This window comes from Aquabacterium sp., from assembly GCF_048860245.1.
Classification (GTDB): Bacteria; Pseudomonadota; Gammaproteobacteria; order Burkholderiales; family Burkholderiaceae_C; genus Aquabacterium.
Map to the genome: position 1 here is coordinate 22,868 of NZ_JBLIZW010000010.1, position 24,185 is coordinate 47,052.

A 24,185-nucleotide genomic window follows, 5' to 3' on the forward strand; every position below is an offset into this window, starting at 1 on the left:
ACCGCAGCCTACGTGCTGGCAATTGCCCTTCACGCCGGCTGTGGCATGAAGGGGCCGCTGTATCTGCCCGCCCCCGCTCAAGCGGCCTCGCAACCCCAAAATACCTCTGCACGATGACGCTCCCCGGCTCCCCCTTTTTCGCCTTCAAAGACCAGGACCTGTACCTTGACGACGTGCGCTTGCGCGATTTGACTCAGCAATACGGCACACCGCTGTACGTGTACTCGCGCAAGGCCATGCTGGCAGCACTGGCACCCTATCAACAGGCGCTAGCTGGGCGCCAACACTTGGTTTGCTTCGCGGTCAAGTCCAACTCCAACATCGCGGTGCTGCAAACATTTGCGCAAGCGGGATGCGGCTTCGACATCGTTTCGGGCGGCGAGCTGGCTCGTGTCCTCGCCGCTGGCGGTGATGCCTCCAAGGTTGTTTTCTCGGGCGTTGGTAAGACGCGTGCGGAAATGCGTCTGGCATTGGATGCTGGCGTGCGCTGCTTCAATGTCGAGAGCACCGCTGAACTTGAAGTGCTCTCACAGGTGGCTTCCGAAATGGGCAAGACGGCGCGCGTGAGCCTGCGCGTCAACCCAGACGTCGATGCTGGCACGCACCCCTACATCTCGACGGGATTGAAAGGCAACAAGTTTGGTGTGGCGCATGAGCAGGCCATCCACACCTACCAGCGTGCCGCCGCGTTGCCCGGCATTGAGGTGACGGGCATTGACTGCCACATCGGCTCCCAGATCACCGAGATTGCCCCCTATCTGGACGCGCTGGACCGTGTCCTGGACTTGGTTGAAGCCATTGAAGGTGCAGGTGTCCCCATTCATCACCTGGACCTTGGTGGCGGCCTTGGCATCACCTACACCGACGAAACGCCGCCCGGCGCAGATGAGTTGATCAAACAATTGCTGGCAAAGATCGACGCACGCGGCCACGGCCATCGGGAACTGGTTTTCGAACCAGGCCGCTCGCTGGTAGGTAATGCCGGTGTGTTGCTGACAGAAGTCATGTTCTTGAAGCCCGGCGAGAAGAAAAACTTCTGCATCGTCGATGCGGCCATGAATGACCTGATGCGCCCCGCTCTGTATGAGGCCTACATGGGCATTGTGAATACCCGTCAGCGCGAGGGTGCCCCTGTAGTTTGGGACGTCGTCGGTCCGGTTTGCGAGTCGGGTGACTGGCTGGGGCGCGATCGCAGCTTGGCTGTGCAGCCCGGCGATGTGCTGGCCGTGCTGTCCGCCGGGGCATATGGCATGACCATGGCAAGCAACTACAACACGCGTGGCCGTGCAGCCGAGTTGATGGTCGATGGCAACCAGGTTTGGTTGATCCGCGAACGTGAGTCTGTCGACGCACTGTTTGCGCTGGAAAAACTGATCCAGAACTGACACCCAGAAAACACTTGCTGCAACGCATGGCGCCTCCCTCGGGAGGCGCTTTTCATGGTGCAAGCAGTGTGTCAAGACGACGGAATGCAAAAAGCCGCCCGAAGGCGGCTTTGAGTTCAAACTCAAGCAGTTGCTTGATCAGAACTGGTGACGGACACCGATGGCCAGCATACGGGTCGTGTTGCCGATGTTGGCACCAGCACCCGAGAAGAATGGGGTTTCTTGCGAACCCAGACCAGTCAGAACTGGCAGCGGGCCACCGTTGACGCCGTAGGGACCGAAACCAATGTTTGCCGCCTTACCAGCATCATCCTTCGCAAAACCGAAGCGGGTGTAAACCTTGGTGCGCTTGGAGAAGTTGTAGTCACCGATGAGCATCAGAGCCGTATCCTTGCCTTCAGAGAAGTTGGTGAACTTCGACACGGCATACTGGGCACCGACCGCGAAATTGCCAATCGGATGCTTCACACCCAGAGCAAACGTGTTGGTTTTGATGTTCTGGACGACGCTTCCCGCATCCATCTCGTACTTGCCCGAGTGGAAAACGCCCGACACTTGGGTACCCAAATTAGGCACGGTGTACTTTGCACCGAGTGCATAACCGATGTGCTTGTCCAGCGCAAACATTGCGGTATAGGTACTAGACGTAGCGTTATACGACCCAGCGGTGGCGTTGCCAAACTTGTTCATGTGGTAAGACGCGTTCAACAACAGCGCATCGCTCACAGCGTAGTTAGCAAACAAACCGATTGCCTGACCGCGGCCGCCTTGCTCTGCAGCCTCGGTTCCAGCCGTAGCGCCACCCAAGATTTGCCCGGTGGAGCTTGTCGAGGCAGGAGCGCGCATCGACGAAATCTTGTCAGGCACGCCAGCTTGCGGCGAATACGACAGGGCTGCCGTCAAGCCACCGGTCTTCACCCAGTAGCTCATCTGGTTGTCTTGACGGATTTGCAGGTTGTTGGTCACGAGACCAAAACCTTGCAGGTCGGCACCGCCCAACGCCTCGACGGTCGAGAACGCGAAGGTGTAGAACATGGGCGCGTACTGACGACCCAGGCGGATTTCACCAACTGGCGTGGTCAGACCCACAAATGCTTGACGACCCCACATACGGGAGTCTTGACCGTTTTGCGCGCCGGTGTCGATGCCCATCTGACCTTCCAGGACGAAACCGGCCTTGTAACCGCCGCCCAGGTCTTCGGTACCCTTGACACCCAGCGCGCTGGAAGACGACACGCTAGGAGCAATGCGCACGACGTGGCTTTCTGCACCAACGTTGGCGGCTGCCGCTGGGTTCAGCGACCAAACCGTGCCGGCAATCTTGCCTGCACCTTTGGTGGCGCTGTCGATGGCAACGTCCAAGTTACCGTACAAGGTGACGCTCGATTGGGCGAAAGCGGCGCTGGCACCCATCGTGGCCAGAGCGATCGCAACTGCTTTGGTCAGTGCGGTTTTTTGCATGCGAAATCTCCTAAACACCCCTCTGAATGAGGGTCCACGAAATAGTGCCCGCAGCCACCCGATCGCCACACCCTCGTTTCTGCTAGGTTGTCGCAATTTGTCTACACGTCAAGTCGCGACACCGAAGCCCATATTCAGGTTACGTGAGGTCGATCAAAACTGATGGCGTACACCAACCGCGATCACCCGAGATGTCGCATCGATGTTGGCACCACCTCCGGCGAAGAACGGCACTTCCGTAGAGCCAAAGCCGGTCAGGATCGGTACAGGCCCGCCGGTGACCGTCGGAGTGATCTCGCCAATGGGGCCGGGATAGGTGTTCGTTTCCAGACTGGCTGGGCGTCCACCGACGTCACGCAACCATCCCAGCCTGGCGTACAGCTTGGAGCGCTTGCTCAGGTTGTAGTCACCCGAGAACATGGCCGCCATGTCCTTGCCTTTGGTGAAATTGGTGAACTGCCCATAAGCCACTTCTGCCCCAACGGCAAATTGCTGGATCGGCTGCTTCACACCGGCTGAAAACACGTTGATCTGGATACTGGGCTGATTGCTGGATGCGTCATTGCGGAACTTGCCATTCAGCATGTTCATCGCCCAAGTCGTGCCGACGATGGGGTCGGTGTACTTGGCGCCAACGGCGACGGAATGGAATCGATCGAGGTCGACCAACCGCATGGCTGTCAACGCATCAACCACTTGCGCATTGCCAAACTTGTTGGCGTGCCACGATGCCGTGACGTTCAAGGCCGATGACAGTGCATAGTTCAAAAACAGGCCTGCCGTTTGACCGCGGCCGCCAGTGTCACTGCTTTCAGTGCCGGCTGAGGCCCCACCGATGATCTGACCATTGGCGCTGCCAGCGACGGCCACGGGCGCTCGTGCGCTGCTGATCCTGCTGTCAACGCCCCCATTGGGGCTGACCGCCACCGACGCTGTCAGCGCCCCGTATTTCAGCCAGTAACTCACGGCGTTGTCCAAACGGTTTTGCAGTGAGTTCACCACCATGCCAAAACCCATGAGATCGGACGCACCCAAAGCCTCGACGGTCGACATGGCATAGGTGTAGAACATGGGCGCGTACTGGCGCCCCACGCGCACCTCACCAACCGGTGTGGTCAGCCCGATATAAGCCTGGCGCCCCCACATGCGGCTGTCTTGCCCGCCTTGGGCGCCTGAGTCGGTGTTGAACTGCCCTTCCAGGACGAAGGCCGTCTTGAAGCCCCCACCCAGGTCCTCCGAGCCTTGGATGCCCAATGCGTTTTGTGAGGCGATGCTGGGCGTGATGCGAGTGAGTGATGAGTGATTGGCGTAGGCCGCCCGCAACTTGCCCGCGACCAACTGATAGGTGCTGGCGTAGTTGCCGCCTTGTGCAGCGGCTGCCGCTGCCGCCAGAGTGGGTACAACGCTGCTCAGATAGGTGTTGTCAGCGATGCTCCCCTGCCCCTTATGGACATGGTCCACCGCCGCATCGACGTTGCCATACACGCTGAGCGCCGCATGCGCCGAGGATGCCCCCCATCCAAGGATTGACAGGGCCAATGCGCCTCGAACGATGGGCGCTTGATACTTCTTCTGCATAAAACCTCCTGTAGCGTCCGGGGGTACAGACCCCAGCGCGTGGCGCAGGTTTTACCAGTGGATGCACGCGCAGCATCGTGGCTGTCGTGACCCAGAGACATCCAAACAGGTGGCGCAGAAAGCAGAAAAGGGAGCCGAAGCTCCCTTTTGCACGTTGGAATTCGAAGGATCGAATTAGAACGTGTGCTTGATACCAGCAGCCAGACCGCGCGAGGTCTTGCCTGCGGCAACAGCGTCACCGAAGGTCAAGGTCGAAGCGGTGTCGTTGTTCACGTTAGTGAACATGGCGTACACGGTAGTGCGCTTGGACAGGTCGTACAGAGCGCGCACAGTCAGGAACTGCACATCGGAGGCGCTGTTGCCGCTGGTGGCGACGTTACGAGCAACCGAGCCGCTAGCGATCACAGTGAACTGAGGTGCAACAGGCACGGCAACCTTAGCACCGTACACTTGCATGCGACGAGCACCAGCAACCAGACCGGTCAGGTGAGATGCGCTGGTTTCGCCGTCGAAGTAAGCGGTGACCTTGGCAACGCCGAAGTCATAGCCAGCGTAGCCCAGCGTTGCGTTGGACTTTTGCTTGCCAGCAGTGACCAGCTCATCCGTGTTGTATTGGTAGCCGACGCCAGCGAAGACTGGACCTGCAACGTACTTCACGCCCAGACCGTAAGCCTTGCTGTTTGCGCCATAGGCGGCATCACCGATGTTCTCAGCGCCAGCAGCGCCGCCAGTAGCGGAGCTACCCACAGCCGTGGAGTACTGCAGCGAAGCAGTCAGACCGGGCACAACGGTAGGCAGGATGTAGGTGATGGCGTTGTCGGCACGGGTGTAAGCCACACCAGCGCGGGTGCTCACGGCCTTCAGGTCGTCATAAGTTTGAGCGACCAGCACGTTACGAGCGATGTCACCGATAGGCGAGTCTTGACGACCCAGGCGCACTTCACCGAAGCCACCAGTCAGACCAACCCAAGCTTGACGGTCGAAGAAGCGAGCAGTGTTACCTTGAGCGCCCGTGTCAACCTTCAAGGCCGATTCCAGTGCGAAGTTAGCCTTCAAACCACCACCGATGTCTTCGGTGCCCTTGAAGCCGATACGCGAGGTCGACAGGTTGTCGGAAGTAACGCGAGTCAGGGTGTGAGCGCCCTTCACGCTTTCAACGGATGCATCCACCACGCCGTACAGGGTGACGGAGGATTGAGCGAAAGCAGCAGAAGAGGCGGCGATAGCGGCCAGAGCCAGCAGAGTCTTTTTCATGGACTTCTCCAAAGTTGATCCAGATGCTTCAGCGCTATCTGGTGTTTATATCTGCGCACACTTTTGGTGCGCACAGAGCGCTGAGAACGTGCTCATTGCAGCAGAAATTTATGAATCTGTTTATGACAGAGATGTCATAAGCACCAAACCGGGCCTCATTTCGTTGTCATGTGGCAACACCCTCCTACGAAGAGATAATGCTTGCATGAGCATTCAAACTGACGATTTCAGCCCTACTCGCAGAGGGAAAAAGGCCTCAACCACCGAATTTGAGGACGCTTCGGCGTCACGAATGGTCGAAGCCACTGTGACATCTCAGGGCGAAGACGCCTTGGAGCGCGCTTTGCGTCCCAAGGACTTGGACGAATATGTCGGCCAGGAAAAAGCACGTGAGCAGTTGGAAATCTTCATTGGCGCGGCTCGCAAACGACAAGAAGCGCTGGATCACGTCCTGCTGTTTGGCCCCCCAGGACTTGGCAAAACGACCCTGAGTCACATCATCGCAACGGAACTGGGTGTCAACCTGCGTCAGACCTCAGGCCCCGTGCTCGAGAAGCCGAAAGACCTTGCTGCCATCCTAACTAATCTTGAGCGCAATGATGTGCTGTTCATTGACGAGATTCATCGATTGAGTCCTGTCGTTGAAGAAATCCTCTACCCTGCGCTGGAGGACTATCAGATTGACATCATGATTGGCGAGGGCCCGGCCGCACGCTCCATCAAGCTGGACTTGCAACCCTTCACGCTGGTGGGGGCCACAACGCGAGCCGGCATGCTCACCAACCCGCTGCGAGACCGTTTTGGCATCGTCGCCCGCCTGGAGTTTTATTCCGCGTCCGAATTGCAGCGAATCGTGACGCGATCAGCCAAATTGCTGGGGGCGCCGATCGATCCCGAAGGCGCCATGGAAGTGGCCAGGCGCTCACGCGGCACGCCGCGGATCGCCAACCGATTGCTGCGTCGCGTGCGGGACTATGCCGAGGTCAAGGGCACAGGACGCATCACCAAAGACATGGCGGACAAAGCCTTGGCCATGCTCGACGTCGATCCGGTTGGGTTTGACATCATGGATCGCAAACTGCTGGAAGCCATCATCCACCGCTTTGATGGCGGGCCTGTGGGCTTGGACAATGTAGCGGCAGCCATTGGCGAAGAGCGAGACACGATTGAAGACGTGATCGAGCCTTACCTGATCCAGCAAGGCTACCTTCAACGCACGCCACGGGGGCGCATCGCCACGGCGGCAGCGTATCGGCACCTCGGTCTGCTCGCGCCTCAAGGCGGCGACCTTCTGGGCTAAGGGCCGAAAGACGGCCGTCTTAGCGTCGACGCAGGAAGTGGGTGTATTCGTCGCCAGATTCTGTGTGGTGCGCCTGCTGGTCGAGCAGGTCATTGCCCGTCTGGCGAGCAAATGCCTGAAAGTCTCGGACAGAGCCGGGATCGGTTGCCAGCACCTTCAGCACCTCACCGCTTTGCATGTCTGAGAGCGCCTTTTTGGCTCGCAAGATAGGCAGTGGGCAAGTCAGGCCGCGTGCATCAATTTCTTTATGAGTGTCCATGGCAGTACAGGCTGTCGGCGTTGATCTTCAGGCAGGGAAGACACCTGTGGAAAGGTAGCGATCACCTCGGTCGCAAACCACAAACACGATGGTGGCGTTGTGGAGATTTTGCGCCAATTGCAGTGCGGCCCAGCAGGCGCCTGCTGCAGAGATCCCGCAAAACAGGCCCTCTTCCCGCGCCAGACGTCTCACCATTTCCTCCGCATCGGTCTGACTGACATGAATCAGCTCATCCACACGGGACGGATCATAGATCTTGGGGAGGTAGGCCTCCGGCCACTTGCGAATGCCCGGAATGCGGGAGCCTTCCTGCGGCTGAGCACCGACAACGCGAACGGACGGGCTTTGCTCTTTCAGGTATCGCGAGACACCCGTGATCGTGCCGGTCGTCCCCATGGCACTCACAAAGTGCGTGATCTGGCCCTGCGTATCTGCCCAGATTTCAGGCCCAGTGGTTTCGTAATGCACCGCTGGGTTGTCCTGGTTGGCAAATTGATCCAGCACCACGCCCTTGCCTTCACGCACCATTTGGTCGGCCAAGTCGCGCGCGTACTCCATGCCTCCGCTCTTGGGCGTGAGGATCAGCTCCGCACCGTAGGCTTTCATGGTCTGAGCACGTTCGATGCTGAGATCTTCCGGCATGATCAACACCATCCTGTAGCCACGGATGGCTGCGGCCATGGCCAAGGCGATGCCCGTGTTGCCAGAGGTGGCCTCGATCAGTGTGTCGCCCGGCTTGATCTGGCCACGCTCTTCCGCGCGCCGGATCATGTTGATGGCCGGGCGATCTTTCACAGAGCCAGCAGGATTGTTGCCCTCCAGCTTGGCCAGAATGACGTTGCCGCGCGCATCACACTCGGCACCCGGCACACGCTGCAAACGGATGAGCGGCGTTTTGCCAATGGCGTCTTCGAGTGTTGGATAGATCATTGCAGCCTCGTTTCAGCAAATAAAAAACCCGCATCGTCAGGTGACGTGCGGGTTACGGCTTACCTGAACGATCAGGTGGTGCCCCGGGACGGACTCGAACCGTCACTCCTTTCGGAACCGGATTTTGAATCCGGCGCGTCTACCAATTTCACCACCAGGGCAGGTGCTTTGAAGACCAAAAGGATAGCACAAACTTAGAAGGTCTCCCAATCACTGTCGTCAACTGCCGACGCTGGCTTGCTCGCAGATGGGGCGGGAATGGCCGGCAAAGCTTTGTTCGCACTTGCTGCTGTTGGCTTGCTCAGTTGCTTAGGGGCAGCGGGCGGCTTGGGTGTCGTCAACGCTTTTGCCTTGTTTGCCGGCGCGGGTTGCGGTGCTGGCGCCGACACTCTTGCCTGAACAGGCGTCACAGATCGCGTCATGCCACCGTCATCTCGCACGCGGAAGACAGCGACCGACTCAGCCAGTTTCTGCGCTTGCGATTTCAAGCTCTCGGCCGCGGCCATGCTCTCTTCCACCAAGGCAGCATTCTGTTGGGTGCTTTGATCCAGTTGGCTGACTGCTTGGTTGATTTGACCAATACCCTGACTCTGTTCGGTGCTGGCATGGGCGATTTCTCCCACCAAGTCGGTCACCTTGCGGACCTGCGTCACGATGTCACTCATGGTGTTGCCCGCCGCACCGACCAACTGGCTACCCGCATTGACCTTCTCAACAGAGTCATTGATGAGGGTTTTGATTTCACGGGCGGCTTGTGCACTGCGCTGCGCCAAGGTGCGCACCTCACCTGCCACGACCGCAAAGCCACGGCCTTGCTCGCCAGCTCTTGCCGCTTCGACAGCAGCATTCAACGCCAGGATGTTGGTTTGGAAAGCGATGCCATCAATCACACCGATGATGTCGGCGATCTTCTGACTGGAGGACTGAATGCCATTCATGGTCTGCACCACTTCGCTGACCATGTCTCCACCGCGCGATGCCACGTCCGACGCTGCGGAGGCAAGTTGATTGGCCTGACGGGCGTTGTCCGCATTGGTGCGAACGGTGCCGGCCATTTCTTCGACTGATGCCGCTGTTTCTTGCAGGCTGGAAGCCTGACTTTCGGTTCGGGCGCTGAGGTCCGAATTGCCTTGCGCAATCTGAACCGATGCGGTTGCCACGGAATCCGCTCCCGCACGGACCTGACGCACCATTCCGGCCAAGTTATCGACCATCGTCGACAAGGCGCGTTGGATATGGCCAATTTCATCCTGGCGATTGACATCGATCCGCTGAGACAGATCACCTTGGGCCACCGCATTGAGCACCGTGACGGTCTGCTCCAAAGGGCGAGCAATCTGTCCTGCAATCGCCCAAGCCACCACCAAGCCGATCGCAAAAACGGCCATCACGCCGATCATGCTGAACAAAAATGCCTTGTGATACATCCGGTCGGCATGGTCACTGGCTTCCGTGCCGCCCTTCACATTGAACTCTTGAAGGCGATTCAACGTGTCGATGACACGCAAATACTCCTGGTGGGTGGCACCGGTCATCAACGCTCTGGCTTCGTCGTTGCGATTCTCGCGTGACAAGGCCAGCATCGATTGGCTGGCTTGCCAGAAGCTCGCCCAAGCCGCTTTGAAGTCGTCCAGCAGGGCCTTGTCCTGAGACGTCTTGGCAAAGGCCGCATAGGCATCCATGGCCTTGCGTACATCGTCCACCAAAACGTTGATCTGTTGATCGTATTTCGCGATATCACTGGCCTCGGTGGACAAAATGTGCTGCCCTTCGAAGCCACGCACATCACCAGCGGATGCGCGCATCTTGGCCACCAGTGCTTCACTGGCCAGCCAGTGATCCGAGATTTCCTGAGAAGCGTCATTCACGGATGACATGCTGCTCATGCTGACGAATCCCAGTAGCGACATGGCCATCAACACGCCGGCAAACGCCATCATGAGTTTGGAGCGCAGTTTGAATTTGGCAAACCAGTGCATAAGTGAGGCCTCTCAAGGTAACGGGCGATGCCAAGCCTGACCAACGGCCGGGCGCTTGTCGGATTTATCGGCATGCCATGCAGCAACTTAAACGCCCACCAATCTCTTGATTGTGAAAAATGCCACCTGCGCCGCTGTCAGTCCGGAACCATTTCCATACTGAGCGGTCGCTATGATGAGCGTCTCAACTTGGACCCCGCCGCATGCCACCGTTACCCCCGATTACCCAGGCTCTGTTGTTGATCAACGTGGCCGTGTTCTGCCTGGATGAAGTGTTCGGGCACCTGCTGTCTGTTTATTTCGCGCTGTGGCCGTTTGACAGCGGCCGCTTCATGCCCTGGCAGGTGATCAGCTACGCCTTCCTGCACGGCTCGTTCAGCCACATCTTCTTCAACATGATGGGCTTGTGGATGTTTGGGGCTGAACTGGAGCGGATCTGGGGCGGACGGCGTTACCTGTCCTTCCTAGCAGCCAGTGTGTTGACGGCCGCGGCGTGTCAATTGCTGATGTCCGCGCTGGGTGGGTGGATCAACCCGACCGTGGGAGCTTCGGGCGGTCTGTTTGGCCTGCTGCTGGCCTATGCCATGGTGTTCCCGACCCGGACCATCATGCCGCTGTTTCCACCGATCCCCATGAAGGCCCGCACGTTTGTGGCCTTGTATGGTGGGCTGGAGTTGTTCCTGGGCGTGACAGGCACCGCTTCTGGCGTGGCGCACTTTGCCCACTTGGGGGGCATGTTGGGCGGCTGGCTGATGATTCGCTACTGGCGTGGCCAACCGCCGTTTTCTTCAGGGCGCAACCGCGGAGGCGGTTGGCGCGCCTGATTCATTGACCGGCATCCAGGGCTGTCAACGCTTGATCGAGGTGCGCAACGGTGCGCTGCACGTTGTGCCACTTTTCCAGACCGAACAAACCAACACGGAACGTGCGGAAGTCAGCCGGTTCGTCACACTGTAGCGGCACGCCTGCGGCCGTTTGCAGCCCCAAGGCCAGGAATTTCTTGCTGGACTGGATGTCCGGGTCGGTGGTGTAGCTCACCACCACGCCCGGGGCCTGGAAACCTTCAGCCGCCACGCTGGGATAGCCGTGGCGCACCATCAGGGCACGCACAGACTGACCCAGTTCGATCTGTTCGGCGCGCACCTTGTCGTAGCCGTAGGCCTCGGTTTCAACCATCACCTCACGCAGGCGCGCCAAGGCGTCGGTGGGCATGGTGGAGTGGTAGGCATGGCCGCCACCCTCGTAGGTTTCCATGATCTGCAGCCACTTCTTCAGATCCATGGCAAACGTGGTGCTTTGGGTTGCGTCGATGGCCTGGCGGGCGCGCTCGCTGAACATCACCATGGCACAGCAGGGTGAGCTGCTCCACCCCTTTTGAGGTGCGGAGATCAGGATGTCCACGCCCGTGGCCTTCATGTCAACCCACATGGCGCCCGAGGCGATGCAGTCGAGCACGAACAAGCCCCCCACCTCGTGGGCGGCGTCAGCCACCGCGCGGAGATAGTCATCTGGCAAGATCATGCCGGCCGCTGTTTCGACGTGCGGGGCGAACACCACCGCCGGCTTTTCTTGGAGGATGGTGGCCACGACCTCCTCGATCGGAGCCGGCACCCATGGCGACTGACTGTCTTGCGACACGCGGCGCGCCTTCATGACGGTGTGGCTGGACGGGATCTGCCCCATGTCGAAGATCTGCGTCCAGCGGTAGCTGAACCAACCGTTGCGGATCACCAGCACGTGTTTGCCTTGCGCAAACTGGCGGGCCACCGACTCCATGCCAAAGGTGCCGCTGCCCGGCACCAAGGCCACTGCATGCGCGTTGTAGACACGCTTGAGCATGGCCGAGATATCGGTCATCACGCCCTGAAAGCGCTTGGACATGTGGTTGAGCGCTCGGTCGGTGTAGACGACCGAGAACTCGAGCAGACCGTCGGGATCGATGTTGGAAAGCAGGCCGGGCATAAGGTCTTCAAACAAAGTCAATGTGTTTGAGCCAGCGTAGCACAGGGCTGGAACCGAGCCGGGTGAGGCCTTACCCCACCCTGTCCCGTTTGGGGGAAAACTGCGTCAGATCAAGCGCCGCGACGCACACGTCGCAACTCGTCGACGATCAGCAAAGCCGCCCCGATGGTGATGCCGCAGTCGGCCACGTTGAATGCGGGAAAGTGGCCACCCGGGAAAATGGGAGACAGGATGGCCCAGTGGAAGTCGAGGAAGTCCACCACATAGCCATGGACCAAGCGGTCGATGACATTGCCCAAGGCGCCCCCCAGGATCAGCGACAACGCCCAGGCAAACAGCCTTTGTCCGCCGTGCTGCCGCAGCATGTAAACGATGAAGCCGGTGGCAGCAAAGCCCAGACCAACGAAGAACCAGCGCTGCCATCCACCGGCTTGCGCCAGAAAGGAAAAGGCTGCGCCGGTGTTGTGGGCCCGCACGATGTTGAAGAAGGACCAGACCTCACGGCTGTCACCGTGCTGCATCCAGCCCACGATCAGCACCTTGGTGAACTGATCGAGCAGGATGACGATGAACGCGATGCCCAGCCAAGGCCACACGCTCTGACTGCTGCCACCACGCACCGAGGCGACCGGGGACTTCTTGGTGGCCATCAGGCGTGCTCGCGGTGTTCACCGTCGCCGTGCAGGTTGCTGTCGCAACGGCCGCACAAGGTGGGGTGTTCGGGGTTGACGCCCACGTCATCACGGTAGTGCCAGCAACGCTCGCACTTCACGGCCTTGGACGGATTGACCTCGATCTGGGTGCTGTGACCTTCGGCCAGCTCAACGCTGGAGACGATGAGCACAAACTTCAGGTCATCGCCCAGACTGCGCAGGTCAGCCAGCAGACGCTGGTCGTCGGCGCTGATGGTGACGAAAAGGTTGGCTTGCAGCGAAGCCCCCACTTCACCCCGGGTGCGCACTTCTTCGATCTGGCGGTTGACCTCTTCACGGAAGGCACGGATGCGGGACCACTTGGCCAGCAGTTCGGTGTCCTTGTCGGCCTCGTGGAAGTCCCAGTAGGTTTCGGTGAAGATGGTTTCACCACCGTTGAAGATCTTCCAGGCTTCTTCGGCCGTGAAGCTCAGGAACGGTGCCATCCAGCGCAGCATGCCGTTCGTGATGTGCCACAGCGCCGTTTGCGCCGCACGGCGAGCCTGGCTGTGGGTACCGCTGGTGTACAGGCGGTCTTTCAGGATATCGAGGTAGAACGCGCCCAGGTCTTCGGAGCAATAGACCTGCAACTTGGCCACCACAGGGTGGAACTCGTAGCGCTCGTAGTGAGCGAGGATGTCTTCCTGCAACTGCGAGGCACGGGCCAGCGCGTAGCGGTCGATTTCGAGCAGCTCGTTGAGCGGCACGGCATCGGTCTCTGGGTTGAAGTCGGACGTATTGGCCAGCAGGAAGCGCAGGGTGTTGCGGATGCGACGATATCCGTCGACCACGCGGGCCAGGATCTTGTCATCAATGCCCAAGTCACCGGAATAGTCGGTGGACGCAGCCCACAGGCGGATGATTTCGGCGCCCATCTTGCCAGACACTTCTTGCGGCGCCACGACGTTGCCCACGGACTTGGACATCTTGCGGCCTTGGCCGTCGACCGTGAAGCCGTGGGTCAGCAGACCCTTGTAGGGCGCACGGCCGTAGATGGCGCAGGCGGCCAGCAAGGAGCTGTGGAACCAACCGCGGTGCTGATCATGACCTTCCAGGTACAGGTCGGCTTCGGGGCCTTCATGGTGCCCCGCATTGGTGTGGCTGCCATTTTGGGCATTGAGTACGTGGAAGAAGGTCGTACCCGAGTCAAACCAGACATCCAGGATGTCAGTGGACTTGCTGTATTCGGTCGCCTCCGCACCCAGCCATTCGGATGGATCGAGCTTGGCCCAGGCTTCGACGCCACCTTGCTGAACCAGGTCAGCGGCCTTGTCCATCAGCGCCAGCGTATCGGGGTGCAGCTCGCCCGTCACCTTGTGCAGGAAGAATGGCAGTGGCACGCCCCAGTTGCGCTGACGGCTGATGCACCAGTCAGGGCGGTTGGCGATCATGTCGCGCAGGCGCGCACGGCCGTTCTCGGGGTAGAAGGTGGTTTGATCGATCGCGTCCAACGCCGTTTGGCGCAGGGTCTTCTCAGCCTTGTTGACGGTGAACACACCCTCGCCTTCGTCCATGCGCACGAACCATTGCGCAGCGGCACGGAAGATGACCGGGGTCTTGTGACGCCAGCAATGCGGGTAGCTGTGGACGATGTCCTTGGTGGCCAGCAGGCGACCGTGCTCACGCAGGGTTTCCAACACCACGGGCGCCGCCTTCCAGATGTGCTGGCCGCCAAACAGCGGCAGGTCGGCTTCGTAAACGCCGTTGCCTTGCACCGGGTTGAGGATGTCGTCGAACTTCAGGCCATGCGCGATGCAGGAGTTGAAGTCGTCCACACCGTAGGCTGGCGCGGCGTGCACGATGCCGGTGCCGTCTTCGGCGCTGACGTACTCGGCCAAATACACTGGGGCTTCGCGGTTGTAGCCTTCGTGCACGTGGGCCAGCGGGTGCTTGAACTTCAGGCCTTCCAGCTTGGCGCCCACGGTGGTGGCCACGACCTTGCAGTCGTCGGCTTCAAAGCCGTAGCGGGCCACGGCCTTTTCCACCAGCGATTCGGCCAGCACCAGCAGGCCCTTGGGGGTGTCGACCAAGGCGTAGTTCAGCTCGGCATGAACGTTCAAGGCCTGGTTGGCGGGGATGGTCCACGCGGTGGTGGTCCAGATCACGGCAAAGGCGTCCTTCGTCAGTTCGCTCAGGCCGAAGGCCGTCGCCAGCTTGGCTGGCTCGGCGCTCAGGAAGGCCACGTCCAGCGTCTGGGACTTCTTGTCCATGTACTCGATTTCGAACTCGGCCAGCGACGAGCCGCAGTCGAAACACCAGTAGACGGGCTTGAGACCACGATAAACGTAGCCACGCTCCATGATCTTTTTGAGCGCACGGATTTCATTGGCTTCGTTGCCGAAATCCATGGTGCGATAGGGATGCGCCCAATCGGCCAGCACGCCCAGGCGCTTGAAGTCGGTGCGTTGGCCGTCGATCTGTTCAGCTGCGTACACACGCGCCTTGGACTGCACGTCGTCGCGGCTCAGGTTGCGGCCAAAGGTCTTCTCGATCTGGTTTTCGATGGGCAGACCGTGGCAGTCCCAGCCGGGCACATAGATCGCGTCCAGGCCCTTGAGCTGGCGCGCCTTGACGATCATGTCCTTGAGGATTTTGTTGACCGCGTGACCGATGTGGATGTTGCCATTTGCGTAGGGCGGGCCGTCGTGCAGCACGAACTTGGGCGCACCTTGACGGGCCGCACGCAGCTTGTCGTACAGACCGCTTTGCTCCCACTCGGCCACCCAGCCTGGCTCCCGCTTGGGCAGATCCCCCCGCATCGGGAAGGGGGTGTCCGGCATGTTCAGCGTGGCGCGGTACTTGGACTCGGGCACCGCATCGGCGGATTTGGCGCCACCCTTTTTGGCTTCTTGTTGGCTCTTGCCGGGCTTGGCGGTCTGGTCTTGGCTCATGGGGGCTCAGGGTTCGGCTTAAACGCCGCGCCGCTGAGCCTCGAAAAACCCGCGCGCGTCGGCAATGTCTTGGTGGATGGCGGCCTGCAAGGCCTCCAGGCCGTCATATCGGGCCTCGTCTCGCAACTTGTGCAAGAGCTCTACGCGCACGATTTTACCGTAGCCCCCTTCTTTCCCGAGATGGGACGGCCAATCGAAGCAATGGACCTCGAGCAAAACGCGCCCGGCGTCTTCCACCGTGGGGCGCACGCCCAGGCTGGCAACGCCCTCCAGAGCTTGCTCGGCCAAGCCATGTGTACGCACCACAAAAATGCCAGTGGTGGCAGGCTTGTCATGCCCGAATCGGACATTGAGCGTGCGGCAATCGAGGCTGCGACCCAGTTTGGCGCCGTGGATGACGTGGCCGCTGATGGTGTACGGGCGCCCCAGCAGGCGTTCGACTTGCGGCATGTCACCCGCTGACAGCGCATCGCGCACCACCGACGACGACACACGAAGGCCGTGGACTTCGTAGCTCATCATGCGCGCAACATCAAAACCCTGGCGGCTGCCTTCGGCATCCAGCAGGTCGTAGTCGCCCGCACGCTTGGCGCCGAACTTGAAGTCATCGCCCACCAGCACATAACGGGCATTCAGTCCTCGCACCAGCACGTCATCGATGAACGCCTGCGGCGTCAGCATGGCAACGCGTTGGTCAAACGGCAACACAACCACCTGATCGATGCCGCAGCGCTCGAGTTCGGACAGCTTGTCGCGCAACGTAGCGATGCGGGCAGGCGCCAGATCTGTCTTGCCGGTCAACGCAGCAAAGTAATCCCGGGGATGAGGCTCGAAAGTCAGGACGGTGGTGGGCAAGCGACGATGCTGCGCTTCATTGCGCAACAGCGCCAGCATGGCCTGGTGGCCACGGTGAACGCCATCGAAGTTGCCAATGGTCAGCGCGCAGGCGGGTGCCAGCGCCGCGTGGTGAAAACCGCGAAAGACTTGCATGGGTGCCGATTATCCCCCCGCACGAAGTCGGCAGAAGTGCGTAACCTTGCCCATTGTTTGCCTCATTGAAAGCAATCGCTTTCTGTCAACATTGGCACACTTGACGATGAAAGCAGGCTAATTTGCTGGCTTGCCTCCAAAACTTTTGGGAACCCATGCAGATCAGGCGTTTGTCCATACCGCTGCCAGTGAGGCTCGTTCTGCCGACTCTGGCCCTGCTGATCACCTTGATCACGGGCACGGTCCTGATCCTGAAATATCACGGACATCACGCAGACGAGCTGCATGCCCGCATGCAATTGCAGTCGGGCGAACAAGCACTGAAGCTGTTGCTGACAGCACAAGCCAACCGCCTGGAAATGCTGGCGAACCGGGTCGAATCTGCGACGAACACGCCAAACGTGTGGCGCGGCTGGCTGGCCAAAGACCTGACACCCCTCACCGACTTCCCTAGCGAAGCCCAAGACGTCTTGATCACCTGGCGCCGGGCGGGCACACCTCCGTTGCCGGCGCAAGGCATCACCACCCCATTGGTCGTCAAAGGCAAGTTGTACCTGCTGTGGGCACGCGGCGAAGTCCTGAGCGCCGACGGCAGGCCAGTGGTGCATGTGGCCATGACCTCCATCCAGCCGGCACTCAATGACCTGCTACAAGGTTGGACGAACGTACAGGTTCAGCTGATTACCCAAGACGGGCCCAAAGGCAACTGGAGCCGCATGCCCGCGCATGTCAGCACCCCCATGACGCCCAGCGCGCTGACCGATCTGCCGACCGAGTTGCAGACTTGGCTGACCACGCCATCCGCTGAGCACCCCAAGGAACTGGACGGTGACTCGGTGGCCGATGAGGACTTGCGTTTTGATCTGCCGACGGCACCGGGAGCCGGTCGCATCGTGATGTGGTTGCACACCGCGTCCAGCATTGACCTGCCGAAGTGGCGAGACGCGACCCTGCAGATTTCGGCCCTGCTGGTTACCGGCGTCGCCATCCTCTCTTTTTTCCTGTGGCGTGAGGCCGCCTACATCCGAAGCGGATTGGTCCGTCTCAGCAACTGGGCGCATCAAGCCACCAAGGATGAGTTTCCGGAGGTACCCGCCATTCGAGGCACCTCCGAGATGAAACGACTGACCGCGCTGCTGACGCGTCTGAGTCACTATTACCAAGAGCGAGAAGCAGAAATTCGTCAAACCGCGTTCCGCGACTCCCTGACCCACCTCCCCAATCGCGCGTACTTCCGGATGCGTCTGAGCAAAGACATCCGTGAAACCCAACGCAAGAACCGCTCTGGTGCCTTGCTCACGCTCGACATCCAGCGGTTCAAGCAAGTCAATGTGGTGCTGGGACAGGCATCCGGCGACCTGCTGTTGCGCAAAGTGGGTCAGCGTCTTGCCAGCACGCTACCTGACAAGCGCTGCATGCTGGGCCGCACGGGGGGGCAATCAGTTCAGCTGCCTGATCCCCTACTGTGATGAGGCCAACGCCTTGAAAATGGCGCAGCGTTTGCTCCGCGCCATGGACGAGCCTTTTGACATCGAGGGTCAAGCCATTGACTTGATGGCGCAGGTCGGGCTGGCCTTGTTCCCGCGTGATGGCGTCAATGCCGACGAGGTGCTCTCTCACTCCGAGGCAGCGTTGACGTCGGCGCGCAAGCAGTTCCAGCCTGTGCAGATTTACGACCCGAGCATGGAGACCGGCGCAGAATCTTCGCTCACGCTGCTCACCGAACTGAAGCATGCCTTGGAAGGCAACGAGTTCAAGCTCTACCTGCAACCCAAGATCAAGCTGGGCACCAAGGAAGTGATTGGTGCGGAGGCGCTGATCCGCTGGCCACACGCCAGTCGCGGCATGGTGCCGCCTGATCGATTCATTCCATTTGCCGAGCAGACTGGCTTCATTCGCGCCTTGAGTTTGTGGGTCGTCGAGCAAACGGCCATGACCTGGAAACAACTGCACTTGGCCGGTCTGGACATGAAGTTGTCCGTCAACCTGTCGACGCGGGACCTGATCGACAAGGAATTGCCGCAAAAGCTTCAAGCGATCGCTGTGCGACACGGTGTCCACCGTGGGTCCATCGTCCTCGAAATTACCGAGAGTGCCACGATGGAAGATCCGCAACACGCGCAGCAGATCCTGACCCGCTTGCACGACATGGGGTTCCTGTTGTCGATTGATGACTTCGGCACCGGCTATTCATCACTGGCTTATCTCAAGACGCTGCCCGTGCAGGAACTGAAGATCGACCGGTCGTTCGTGATGAACATGGAGAACGACCTCAACGACGCCATGATCGTGCGCTCCACCATCGATCTGGCTCACAACCTGGGCATGACCGTGGTGGCTGAAGGCCTGGAATCGGACAAAGGCTGGAAGATTCTGGACGGCCTGCGTTGCGACGAGGCGCAGGGCTACTTCATCAGCCGCCCCATGCCGGCCGAAGAGTTCGCCGATTGGGTCCATGAATGGACCGCGCCCAACGTTCAGAACGTCAGGCTCGATACCGACTTCAACAACATCATCTGATCACAGCGGCCGTCAGGGCAGCACGATGGCGGGGTCTTCAATCCAACGCCACTGCCCAGGCGCCATGTCATCAGGCAGCGTCAGGCGCCCAATTTGACTGCGGTGCAACGCCTCGACGCGGTTGCTCACCGCCGCGACCATGCGCTTGACCTGGTGGTACTTGCCTTGCAACAAGGTCAGGCGAAGGTGGGTAGATTCCCCCTCCCCCACGATCTCGGCCGCATCGGCTTTGACCGGCAACGGATCGTCATCCAGCACCACGCCTGACAAGAGCTTCTGGCACATGGCGGGCGTGACGGGGTGTTTGCAGGTGACCTCGTACACCTTGGGCACATGGTGCTTGGGTGAGGTCAGCTTGTGCAGCAAGGGGCCATCATCCGTGAGCAGCAGCAAGCCCGTTGTGTCCTGATCGAGTCGCCCGACGGGTTGCAGACCGCGCCTGCGCAATGGGACGGGCAAGAGGTTGTGCACGCCAGGCCAGGCTCCGGGCTTGAGTGAACACTCGTAGCCAGCGGGCTTGTACAGCATGATCAACGCCTTGACGTGCGTCACCCATGGCTGGCCATCCACAACCAGTTGCAAGCGGTCTTCAGGGAAGACGGCATCCGGGTCATCCACCACCTCTCCGTTGACCTGGACCATGCCGTTGAGGACCAGCCCCTCGCACACGCGACGCTCGCCAAAACCTTGCGCAAAGAGAATCTGGTCCAGACATTCATGACCAGCGGGTAATCGGGGGCGTCGAGCCATTCGGTTTCAATCTTCAAAAACGACGCTTGAGCGTCAAAGTGTCATTGTCGCGCTGCATCTGAAAGCGCTGCAAAAAGCTGTTTCCCAGCAGCACAAAAGGCATCGACATGGGCAAGATCGCAGCATCCACCTGGTTCACCTCCACGTTTTGGATGCGAACAGACGTCAGGGACAACTTCCAGCCCAATGCGGGACCATTGGCCGTGCTGGTCTGAATGCGCTTACCGGACTCGTAATTCAGACCCAGTCGCTTCGCCTCATCAACCCCCATCGAGATCAACGTTGCGCCCGTGTCCACGACAAAGCGGGTGCTCATGCCATTGATGGTGCCTTGCGCCAGGAAATGCCCGCCTTCTGCGGCCACCAGCACGATCTGGGCGCCAGCACTACTGCCGCCAATGCTGACAGGCGCACCGCCCAGCAACACGGTCTGACGCCCGCCGGCCGTCTCCACCAACACGCGATCCGAGGCCACACTCACCACCTTCACGCCCTGATAGCTCTCGCCACCCGACAGGGCCTTGGGCGCTCCACCGTCAATGACCAACAGCGCTTTGCTGCCCATGGAGCCTGTCATGGCCACACTCTGTGCAAACGTTGACCCCAGCGCCAAAGCCAGCTGACTGCACACCAGCCACCGGAGCCAAACGAAATGCGATGCGTGCATGAACAGACTCCGTGGTCATCAATCGCGGAAGTTATCGAACGACAGTGGCACGTCGTCGATGTCCTTGCGCATCAGCGCCATGGCGGCCTGCAGGTCGTCGCGCTTGGTACCTTGCACACGCACCACATCGCCCTGGATGCTGGCGGTCACCTTCATCTTGCTGTCCTTGATCAGCTTGACGATTTTCTTGGCCAGATCGGATTCGATGCCGGCCTTGACCGTCAGCACCTGCTTGACCTTGTCGCCGCCGATCTTTTCAACCTTACCGATGTCCATGAAACGGATGTCAACCTTTTGCTTGGTCAGCTTGCTGTACAGCACATCGCGAACCTGGTCGATCTGGAAGTCGCTGTCACCAAAGACGGTGACCTGCTTGTCCTTCTTGTTGTACTCGACGGCAGCGCTGGTGCCCTTGAAATCGAAGCGGGTGCCGATCTCTTTGGACGTGGTGTCCACGGCATTGCCGACAGCTTCCAGATTTGGATCGAGCTTGGTATCAAAACTTGGCATGGGTGTTGTTCTCCTTTGTCTGCGAAAATTCTGCCATGCACACCACACCCGCAGCCGCTTCTTCATCGCTTTCTTCTTCCGCGCTCGACCTGCAGCGTGGCGCCAGCCTGCGGGAATTCAACACATTTGGACTGCCGTCCACGGCCGCTTGCCTGGTGCGCATCCATTCCGAAGCCGATGCGAAACGGGTCGTCAATGACCCGGAACTGGGACGCGCAGCCAAGTTCATCCTGGGCGGCGGCAGCAACCTGGTGCTGACCCAGGACATCAACCGATGCGTGTTGAAGGTGGAAATCAAGGGGCGGCAAGTCGTCGAAACGCGGGACGATGCCTGGATTGTGGAAGTGGGGGCAGGCGAATCATGGCACGACACGGTGCAATGGTGCCTGGATCAAGGCATGCCTGGCCTGGAAAACATGGCCTTGATTCCTGGCACGGTGGGTGCCGCGCCGGTGCAAAACATTGGCGCCTACGGGGTGGAACTGAAAGACCGGTTTGAATCCCTGGACGCCGTGGACCTGATCACGGGGCGCAGCGTCACGCTCAACGCTGCGCAGTGTCGGTTCGCCTACCGCGACAGCGTCTTCAAACAAGAGCTGGCCAACAAGAGCGTGATCACGCGTGTCCGACTGCGCTTGCCACGTCCCTGGCAACCCGTCACGGGCTATCTGGAGTTGGAACGCAAGATGGCAGAAACTGGCATCTCGGCCCCAGATGCACGGCAAATCTTTCAGTGGATCTGCGAGGTGCGCCGAGCCAAGTTGCCGGACCCGGCAGTCATTGGCAACTCGGGCAGTTTCTTCAAAAACCCCGTGGTCACGGCCGAACAATGTCGCGACATCATCGGCCGAGACCCGGAGATCGTGCACTACCCATTGGAAGACGGCACATTCAAGCTGGCTGCGGGCTGGATGATTGATGCCTGCGGCTGGAAGGGCAAGTCGATTGGTCGCGCAGGTGTGTACGAGAAACAGGCCCTCGTGCTGGTCAACCGTGGTGGGGCCAACGGTGCGGAAGTGGTGACGCTGGCCCGTGCGATTCAAGAATCGGTGTACGGCCGCTTCGGCATTCGTCTGGAACCTGAGCCTGTGGTGGTCTGACACCGACCGTGCAACGAACAAAGGGCGCCCTGAGGCGCCCTTTTGCTTGTGGGAGACGCTTGCTGGAAGCGCCTCGCCCTGCCATCAACCGAAGTGGCAGATGTAGTGGTAGGGCTCGCCCTCGACCTTGATTTCGAAGGACGAGTTACCGGGCACGTTGAAGCTTTCGCCGGCGGCGTAGGTCTTCCACTCGTCGGAGCCGGCCAGTTTGATGGTGGCCTTGCCTGCAACGGTTTCCATGATTTCGGGGGCGCCGGTGTTGAAGGTCAGCATCGAAGGCAGGATCACGCCAACAGACTTGCGAACGCCGTCAGCCAGGGTGACGGTGTGGGACACGCACTTGCCATCGAAATAGACGTTGGCTTGGGTGGCAACGGTGCCGGCCAGGGTGGTGGTGGTCATGTATGAATCTCCTGAATGAAACAAGGCCGGCGCCTTGGCACCGGCCTTTCATGGCAGCAATTACTTGGCTGCAGCCTTCTTGGCAGCAGGCTTGGCAACGGCCTTCTTGGCGACGGGCTGAGCGGCAGGCTTGGCTGCGGGCTTCGCTGCGGGTTTGGCAGCAGGTTTGGCCACAGGCTTCGCAGCGGGCTTGGCGGCAGCCTTGGCTGTCTTCGCAGCGGCAGCACGCTTGGCCTTGACGTTGGCCCCGATGCGCAGACGCAGGGCGTTCAGCTTGATGAAGCCAGCGGCGTCAGCCTGGTTGTACGCGCCACCGTCGTCGTCGAACGTGGCGATGGTGGGGTCGAACAGGCTGTCGGTTTCCGACGCACGGCCGACGCACATGATCGTGCCCTTGTACAGCTTGAGCTTGACCGTACCGTTGACGGTTTCCTGGCTCTTGTCGATCAGGCCTTGCAGCAGTTCACGCTCGGGGCTGAACCAGTAGCCGTTGTAGACCAGACGTGCATAACGGGGCATCAGGTCATCCTTCAGCGCCAGGACTTCGCGGTCCAGCGTGATGGATTCGATGGCGCGGTGACCCGACAGCAGGATGGTGCCGCCAGGGGTTTCGTAGCAGCCACGGCTCTTCATGCCCACGTAACGGTTCTCGACCTTGTCGAGGCGGCCGATGCCGTGCTTGCCACCCAGCTCGTTGAGCTTGGTCAGCACTTGTGCAGGGGTCATCTTGACGCCGTCGATCGCGACCACGTCACCCTTTTCATAGGTCAGCTCAATGATCTGTGGCTTGTTAGGGGCCTTTTCGGGCGACACCGTCAGGCGCCACATATTGGCTTCGGGCTCGAAGTTCGGATCTTCCAGCACGCCGCCTTCGTAGCTGATGTGCAGCAGGTTGGCGTCCATCGAATAAGGGGCGCCGCCCTTGCGCTTCTTGAAGTCCACAGGGATACCGTGCTTGTCAGCGTAAGCCAGCAGCTTCTCGCGCGACAGCAGGTCCCACTCACGCCATGGGGCGATGACCTTCACGCCAGGCATCAGCGCGTAAGCGCCCAGCTCGAAACGAACCTGGTCGTTGCCCTTGCCGGTGGCGCCGTGCGAAATGGCGTCGCCCTTGGTCTTCTTTGCGATTTCGATCAGGCGCTTGGCGATCAGCGGACGAGCGATGGAGGTGCCCAGCAGGTATTCACCTTCGTACAGCGCGTTGGCGCGGAACATGGGGAACACGAAGTCGCGCACGAACTCTTCACGCAGGTCTTCGATGAAGATGTTTTCGGGCTTGATGCCCATCTTCAGTGCCTTGGCACGTGCGGGTTCGATCTCTTCGCCCTGACCGATGTCAGCGGTGAAGGTGACAACTTCGCAGTTGTACTCGTCTTGCAGCCACTTCAGGATGATGGACGTATCCAGACCACCCGAGTAGGCCAGCACGACCTTCTTGATCTTCTGGGCCTTGTCGGAGGCAACAGCAGGAGCAGCAACCGGCTGGGCAGCAGGTGCCGCCTTGGGAGCCTTGGCAGGCTTGACGGGCTTGGCGGTTTTGGACATGGTCGAGTCT

General features: G+C 60.0%; 21 protein-coding genes and 1 tRNA gene. 6 read left to right on the top strand and 16 right to left on the bottom strand.

The window, feature by feature from the left end:
- The first annotated feature begins 113 nt into the window (after positions 1-113).
- Positions 114-1,385: a diaminopimelate decarboxylase gene (gene lysA / locus ACMV18_RS01110; protein WP_420816355.1), complete on the top strand. Its 1,272-nt coding sequence runs from the start codon at positions 114-116 to the stop codon at positions 1,383-1,385.
- Between the two features lie 138 nt (positions 1,386-1,523).
- Here the strand turns inward: lysA and ACMV18_RS01115 are convergent, their stop codons facing one another.
- From ACMV18_RS01115 to ACMV18_RS01125, 3 genes are all read right to left on the bottom strand, one after another.
- Positions 1,524-2,846, bottom strand: a complete 1,323-nt coding sequence (locus ACMV18_RS01115; protein WP_420816356.1) for a porin — start codon at positions 2,844-2,846, stop codon at positions 1,524-1,526.
- Positions 2,847-2,999: 153 nt separating this feature from the next.
- Complete coding sequence (locus ACMV18_RS01120; protein WP_420816357.1) at positions 3,000-4,424, bottom strand: porin; 1,425 nt, start codon at positions 4,422-4,424, stop codon at positions 3,000-3,002.
- Between the two features lie 174 nt (positions 4,425-4,598).
- Positions 4,599-5,678, bottom strand: a complete 1,080-nt coding sequence (locus tag ACMV18_RS01125; RefSeq protein ID WP_420816358.1) for a porin — start codon at positions 5,676-5,678, stop codon at positions 4,599-4,601.
- A 205-nt stretch (positions 5,679-5,883) separates the two neighbouring features.
- Between ACMV18_RS01125 and ruvB the strand changes: the two genes are divergently transcribed.
- The gene (gene ruvB / locus ACMV18_RS01130; RefSeq protein WP_374257402.1) at positions 5,884-6,978 is read left to right on the top strand and encodes a Holliday junction branch migration DNA helicase RuvB; all 1,095 of its coding nucleotides are present in this window, start codon (positions 5,884-5,886) and stop codon (positions 6,976-6,978) included.
- Positions 6,979-6,997: 19 nt separating this feature from the next.
- Here ruvB and ACMV18_RS01135 read toward each other — a convergent pair whose 3' ends face one another.
- From ACMV18_RS01135 to ACMV18_RS01150, 4 genes are all read right to left on the bottom strand, one after another.
- Positions 6,998-7,237, bottom strand: coding sequence for a sulfurtransferase TusA family protein (locus ACMV18_RS01135; protein WP_420816359.1), 240 nt, complete (start codon positions 7,235-7,237; stop codon positions 6,998-7,000).
- A gap of 27 nt (positions 7,238-7,264) precedes the next feature.
- Entirely contained in the window at positions 7,265-8,167 is a 903-nt protein-coding gene (cysM, locus tag ACMV18_RS01140; protein ID WP_420816360.1) for a cysteine synthase CysM, read from the bottom strand.
- A gap of 76 nt (positions 8,168-8,243) precedes the next feature.
- Positions 8,244-8,328, bottom strand: a tRNA-Leu gene (locus ACMV18_RS01145).
- Between the two features lie 33 nt (positions 8,329-8,361).
- The gene (locus tag ACMV18_RS01150) at positions 8,362-10,146 is read right to left on the bottom strand and encodes a methyl-accepting chemotaxis protein (protein WP_420816361.1); all 1,785 of its coding nucleotides are present in this window, start codon (positions 10,144-10,146) and stop codon (positions 8,362-8,364) included.
- 203 nt (positions 10,147-10,349) lie between these two features.
- Between ACMV18_RS01150 and ACMV18_RS01155 the strand changes: the two genes are divergently transcribed.
- Positions 10,350-10,970 carry a rhomboid family intramembrane serine protease gene (locus ACMV18_RS01155; RefSeq protein ID WP_420816362.1) on the top strand — a complete coding sequence of 207 codons (621 nt, stop codon included), beginning with the start codon at positions 10,350-10,352 and terminating at the stop codon, positions 10,968-10,970.
- A 1-nt stretch (position 10,971) separates the two neighbouring features.
- Here ACMV18_RS01155 and ACMV18_RS01160 read toward each other — a convergent pair whose 3' ends face one another.
- From ACMV18_RS01160 to ACMV18_RS01175, 4 genes are all read right to left on the bottom strand, one after another.
- Positions 10,972-12,108 carry an aminotransferase class V-fold PLP-dependent enzyme gene (locus ACMV18_RS01160; protein WP_420816363.1) on the bottom strand — a complete coding sequence of 379 codons (1,137 nt, stop codon included), beginning with the start codon at positions 12,106-12,108 and terminating at the stop codon, positions 10,972-10,974.
- Positions 12,109-12,218: 110 nt separating this feature from the next.
- A complete protein-coding gene (lspA, locus tag ACMV18_RS01165; RefSeq protein ID WP_420816364.1) occupies positions 12,219-12,758 on the bottom strand; it encodes a signal peptidase II in 540 nt (179 codons plus the stop codon).
- Positions 12,758-15,691: an isoleucine--tRNA ligase gene (gene ileS, locus ACMV18_RS01170; RefSeq protein ID WP_420816365.1), complete on the bottom strand. Its 2,934-nt coding sequence runs from the start codon at positions 15,689-15,691 to the stop codon at positions 12,758-12,760. The genes lspA and ileS overlap by 1 nt, the downstream gene beginning before the upstream one ends.
- An 18-nt stretch (positions 15,692-15,709) precedes the next feature.
- Complete coding sequence (locus ACMV18_RS01175; protein WP_420816366.1) at positions 15,710-16,681, bottom strand: bifunctional riboflavin kinase/FAD synthetase; 972 nt, start codon at positions 16,679-16,681, stop codon at positions 15,710-15,712.
- A gap of 188 nt (positions 16,682-16,869) precedes the next feature.
- On the opposite strand from ACMV18_RS01175, the gene ACMV18_RS01180 reads away from it, so the two are divergent.
- Positions 16,870-18,150 carry a diguanylate cyclase domain-containing protein gene (locus ACMV18_RS01180; RefSeq protein ID WP_420816367.1) on the top strand — a complete coding sequence of 427 codons (1,281 nt, stop codon included), beginning with the start codon at positions 16,870-16,872 and terminating at the stop codon, positions 18,148-18,150.
- Positions 18,151-18,169: 19 nt separating this feature from the next.
- The gene (locus ACMV18_RS01185) at positions 18,170-19,201 is read left to right on the top strand and encodes a putative bifunctional diguanylate cyclase/phosphodiesterase (protein ID WP_420816368.1); all 1,032 of its coding nucleotides are present in this window, start codon (positions 18,170-18,172) and stop codon (positions 19,199-19,201) included.
- A gap of 12 nt (positions 19,202-19,213) precedes the next feature.
- On the opposite strand, the gene ACMV18_RS01190 is transcribed toward ACMV18_RS01185, so the two are convergent.
- From ACMV18_RS01190 to ACMV18_RS01200, 3 genes are read right to left on the bottom strand one after another with little or no spacing between them, the layout of a single operon-like run.
- Complete coding sequence (locus tag ACMV18_RS01190) at positions 19,214-19,951, bottom strand: pseudouridine synthase (protein WP_374256264.1); 738 nt, start codon at positions 19,949-19,951, stop codon at positions 19,214-19,216.
- A gap of 13 nt (positions 19,952-19,964) precedes the next feature.
- A complete protein-coding gene (locus ACMV18_RS01195; RefSeq protein WP_420816369.1) occupies positions 19,965-20,618 on the bottom strand; it encodes a retropepsin-like aspartic protease family protein in 654 nt (217 codons plus the stop codon).
- 18 nt (positions 20,619-20,636) lie between these two features.
- Positions 20,637-21,128 carry a YajQ family cyclic di-GMP-binding protein gene (locus ACMV18_RS01200; protein ID WP_420816370.1) on the bottom strand — a complete coding sequence of 164 codons (492 nt, stop codon included), beginning with the start codon at positions 21,126-21,128 and terminating at the stop codon, positions 20,637-20,639.
- Positions 21,129-21,163: 35 nt separating this feature from the next.
- On the opposite strand from ACMV18_RS01200, the gene murB reads away from it, so the two are divergent.
- Positions 21,164-22,228, top strand: a complete 1,065-nt coding sequence (gene murB, locus ACMV18_RS01205) for a UDP-N-acetylmuramate dehydrogenase (protein ID WP_420816371.1) — start codon at positions 21,164-21,166, stop codon at positions 22,226-22,228.
- An 84-nt stretch (positions 22,229-22,312) separates the two neighbouring features.
- Here murB and ACMV18_RS01210 read toward each other — a convergent pair whose 3' ends face one another.
- Together ACMV18_RS01210 and ACMV18_RS01215 are read right to left on the bottom strand one after the other, a co-directional pair.
- A complete protein-coding gene (locus ACMV18_RS01210) occupies positions 22,313-22,630 on the bottom strand; it encodes a pyrimidine/purine nucleoside phosphorylase (RefSeq protein ID WP_374256271.1) in 318 nt (105 codons plus the stop codon).
- A 60-nt stretch (positions 22,631-22,690) separates the two neighbouring features.
- Positions 22,691-24,175 carry an argininosuccinate synthase gene (locus tag ACMV18_RS01215; protein ID WP_420816372.1) on the bottom strand — a complete coding sequence of 495 codons (1,485 nt, stop codon included), beginning with the start codon at positions 24,173-24,175 and terminating at the stop codon, positions 22,691-22,693.
- Positions 24,176-24,185: the final 10 nt, after the last annotated feature.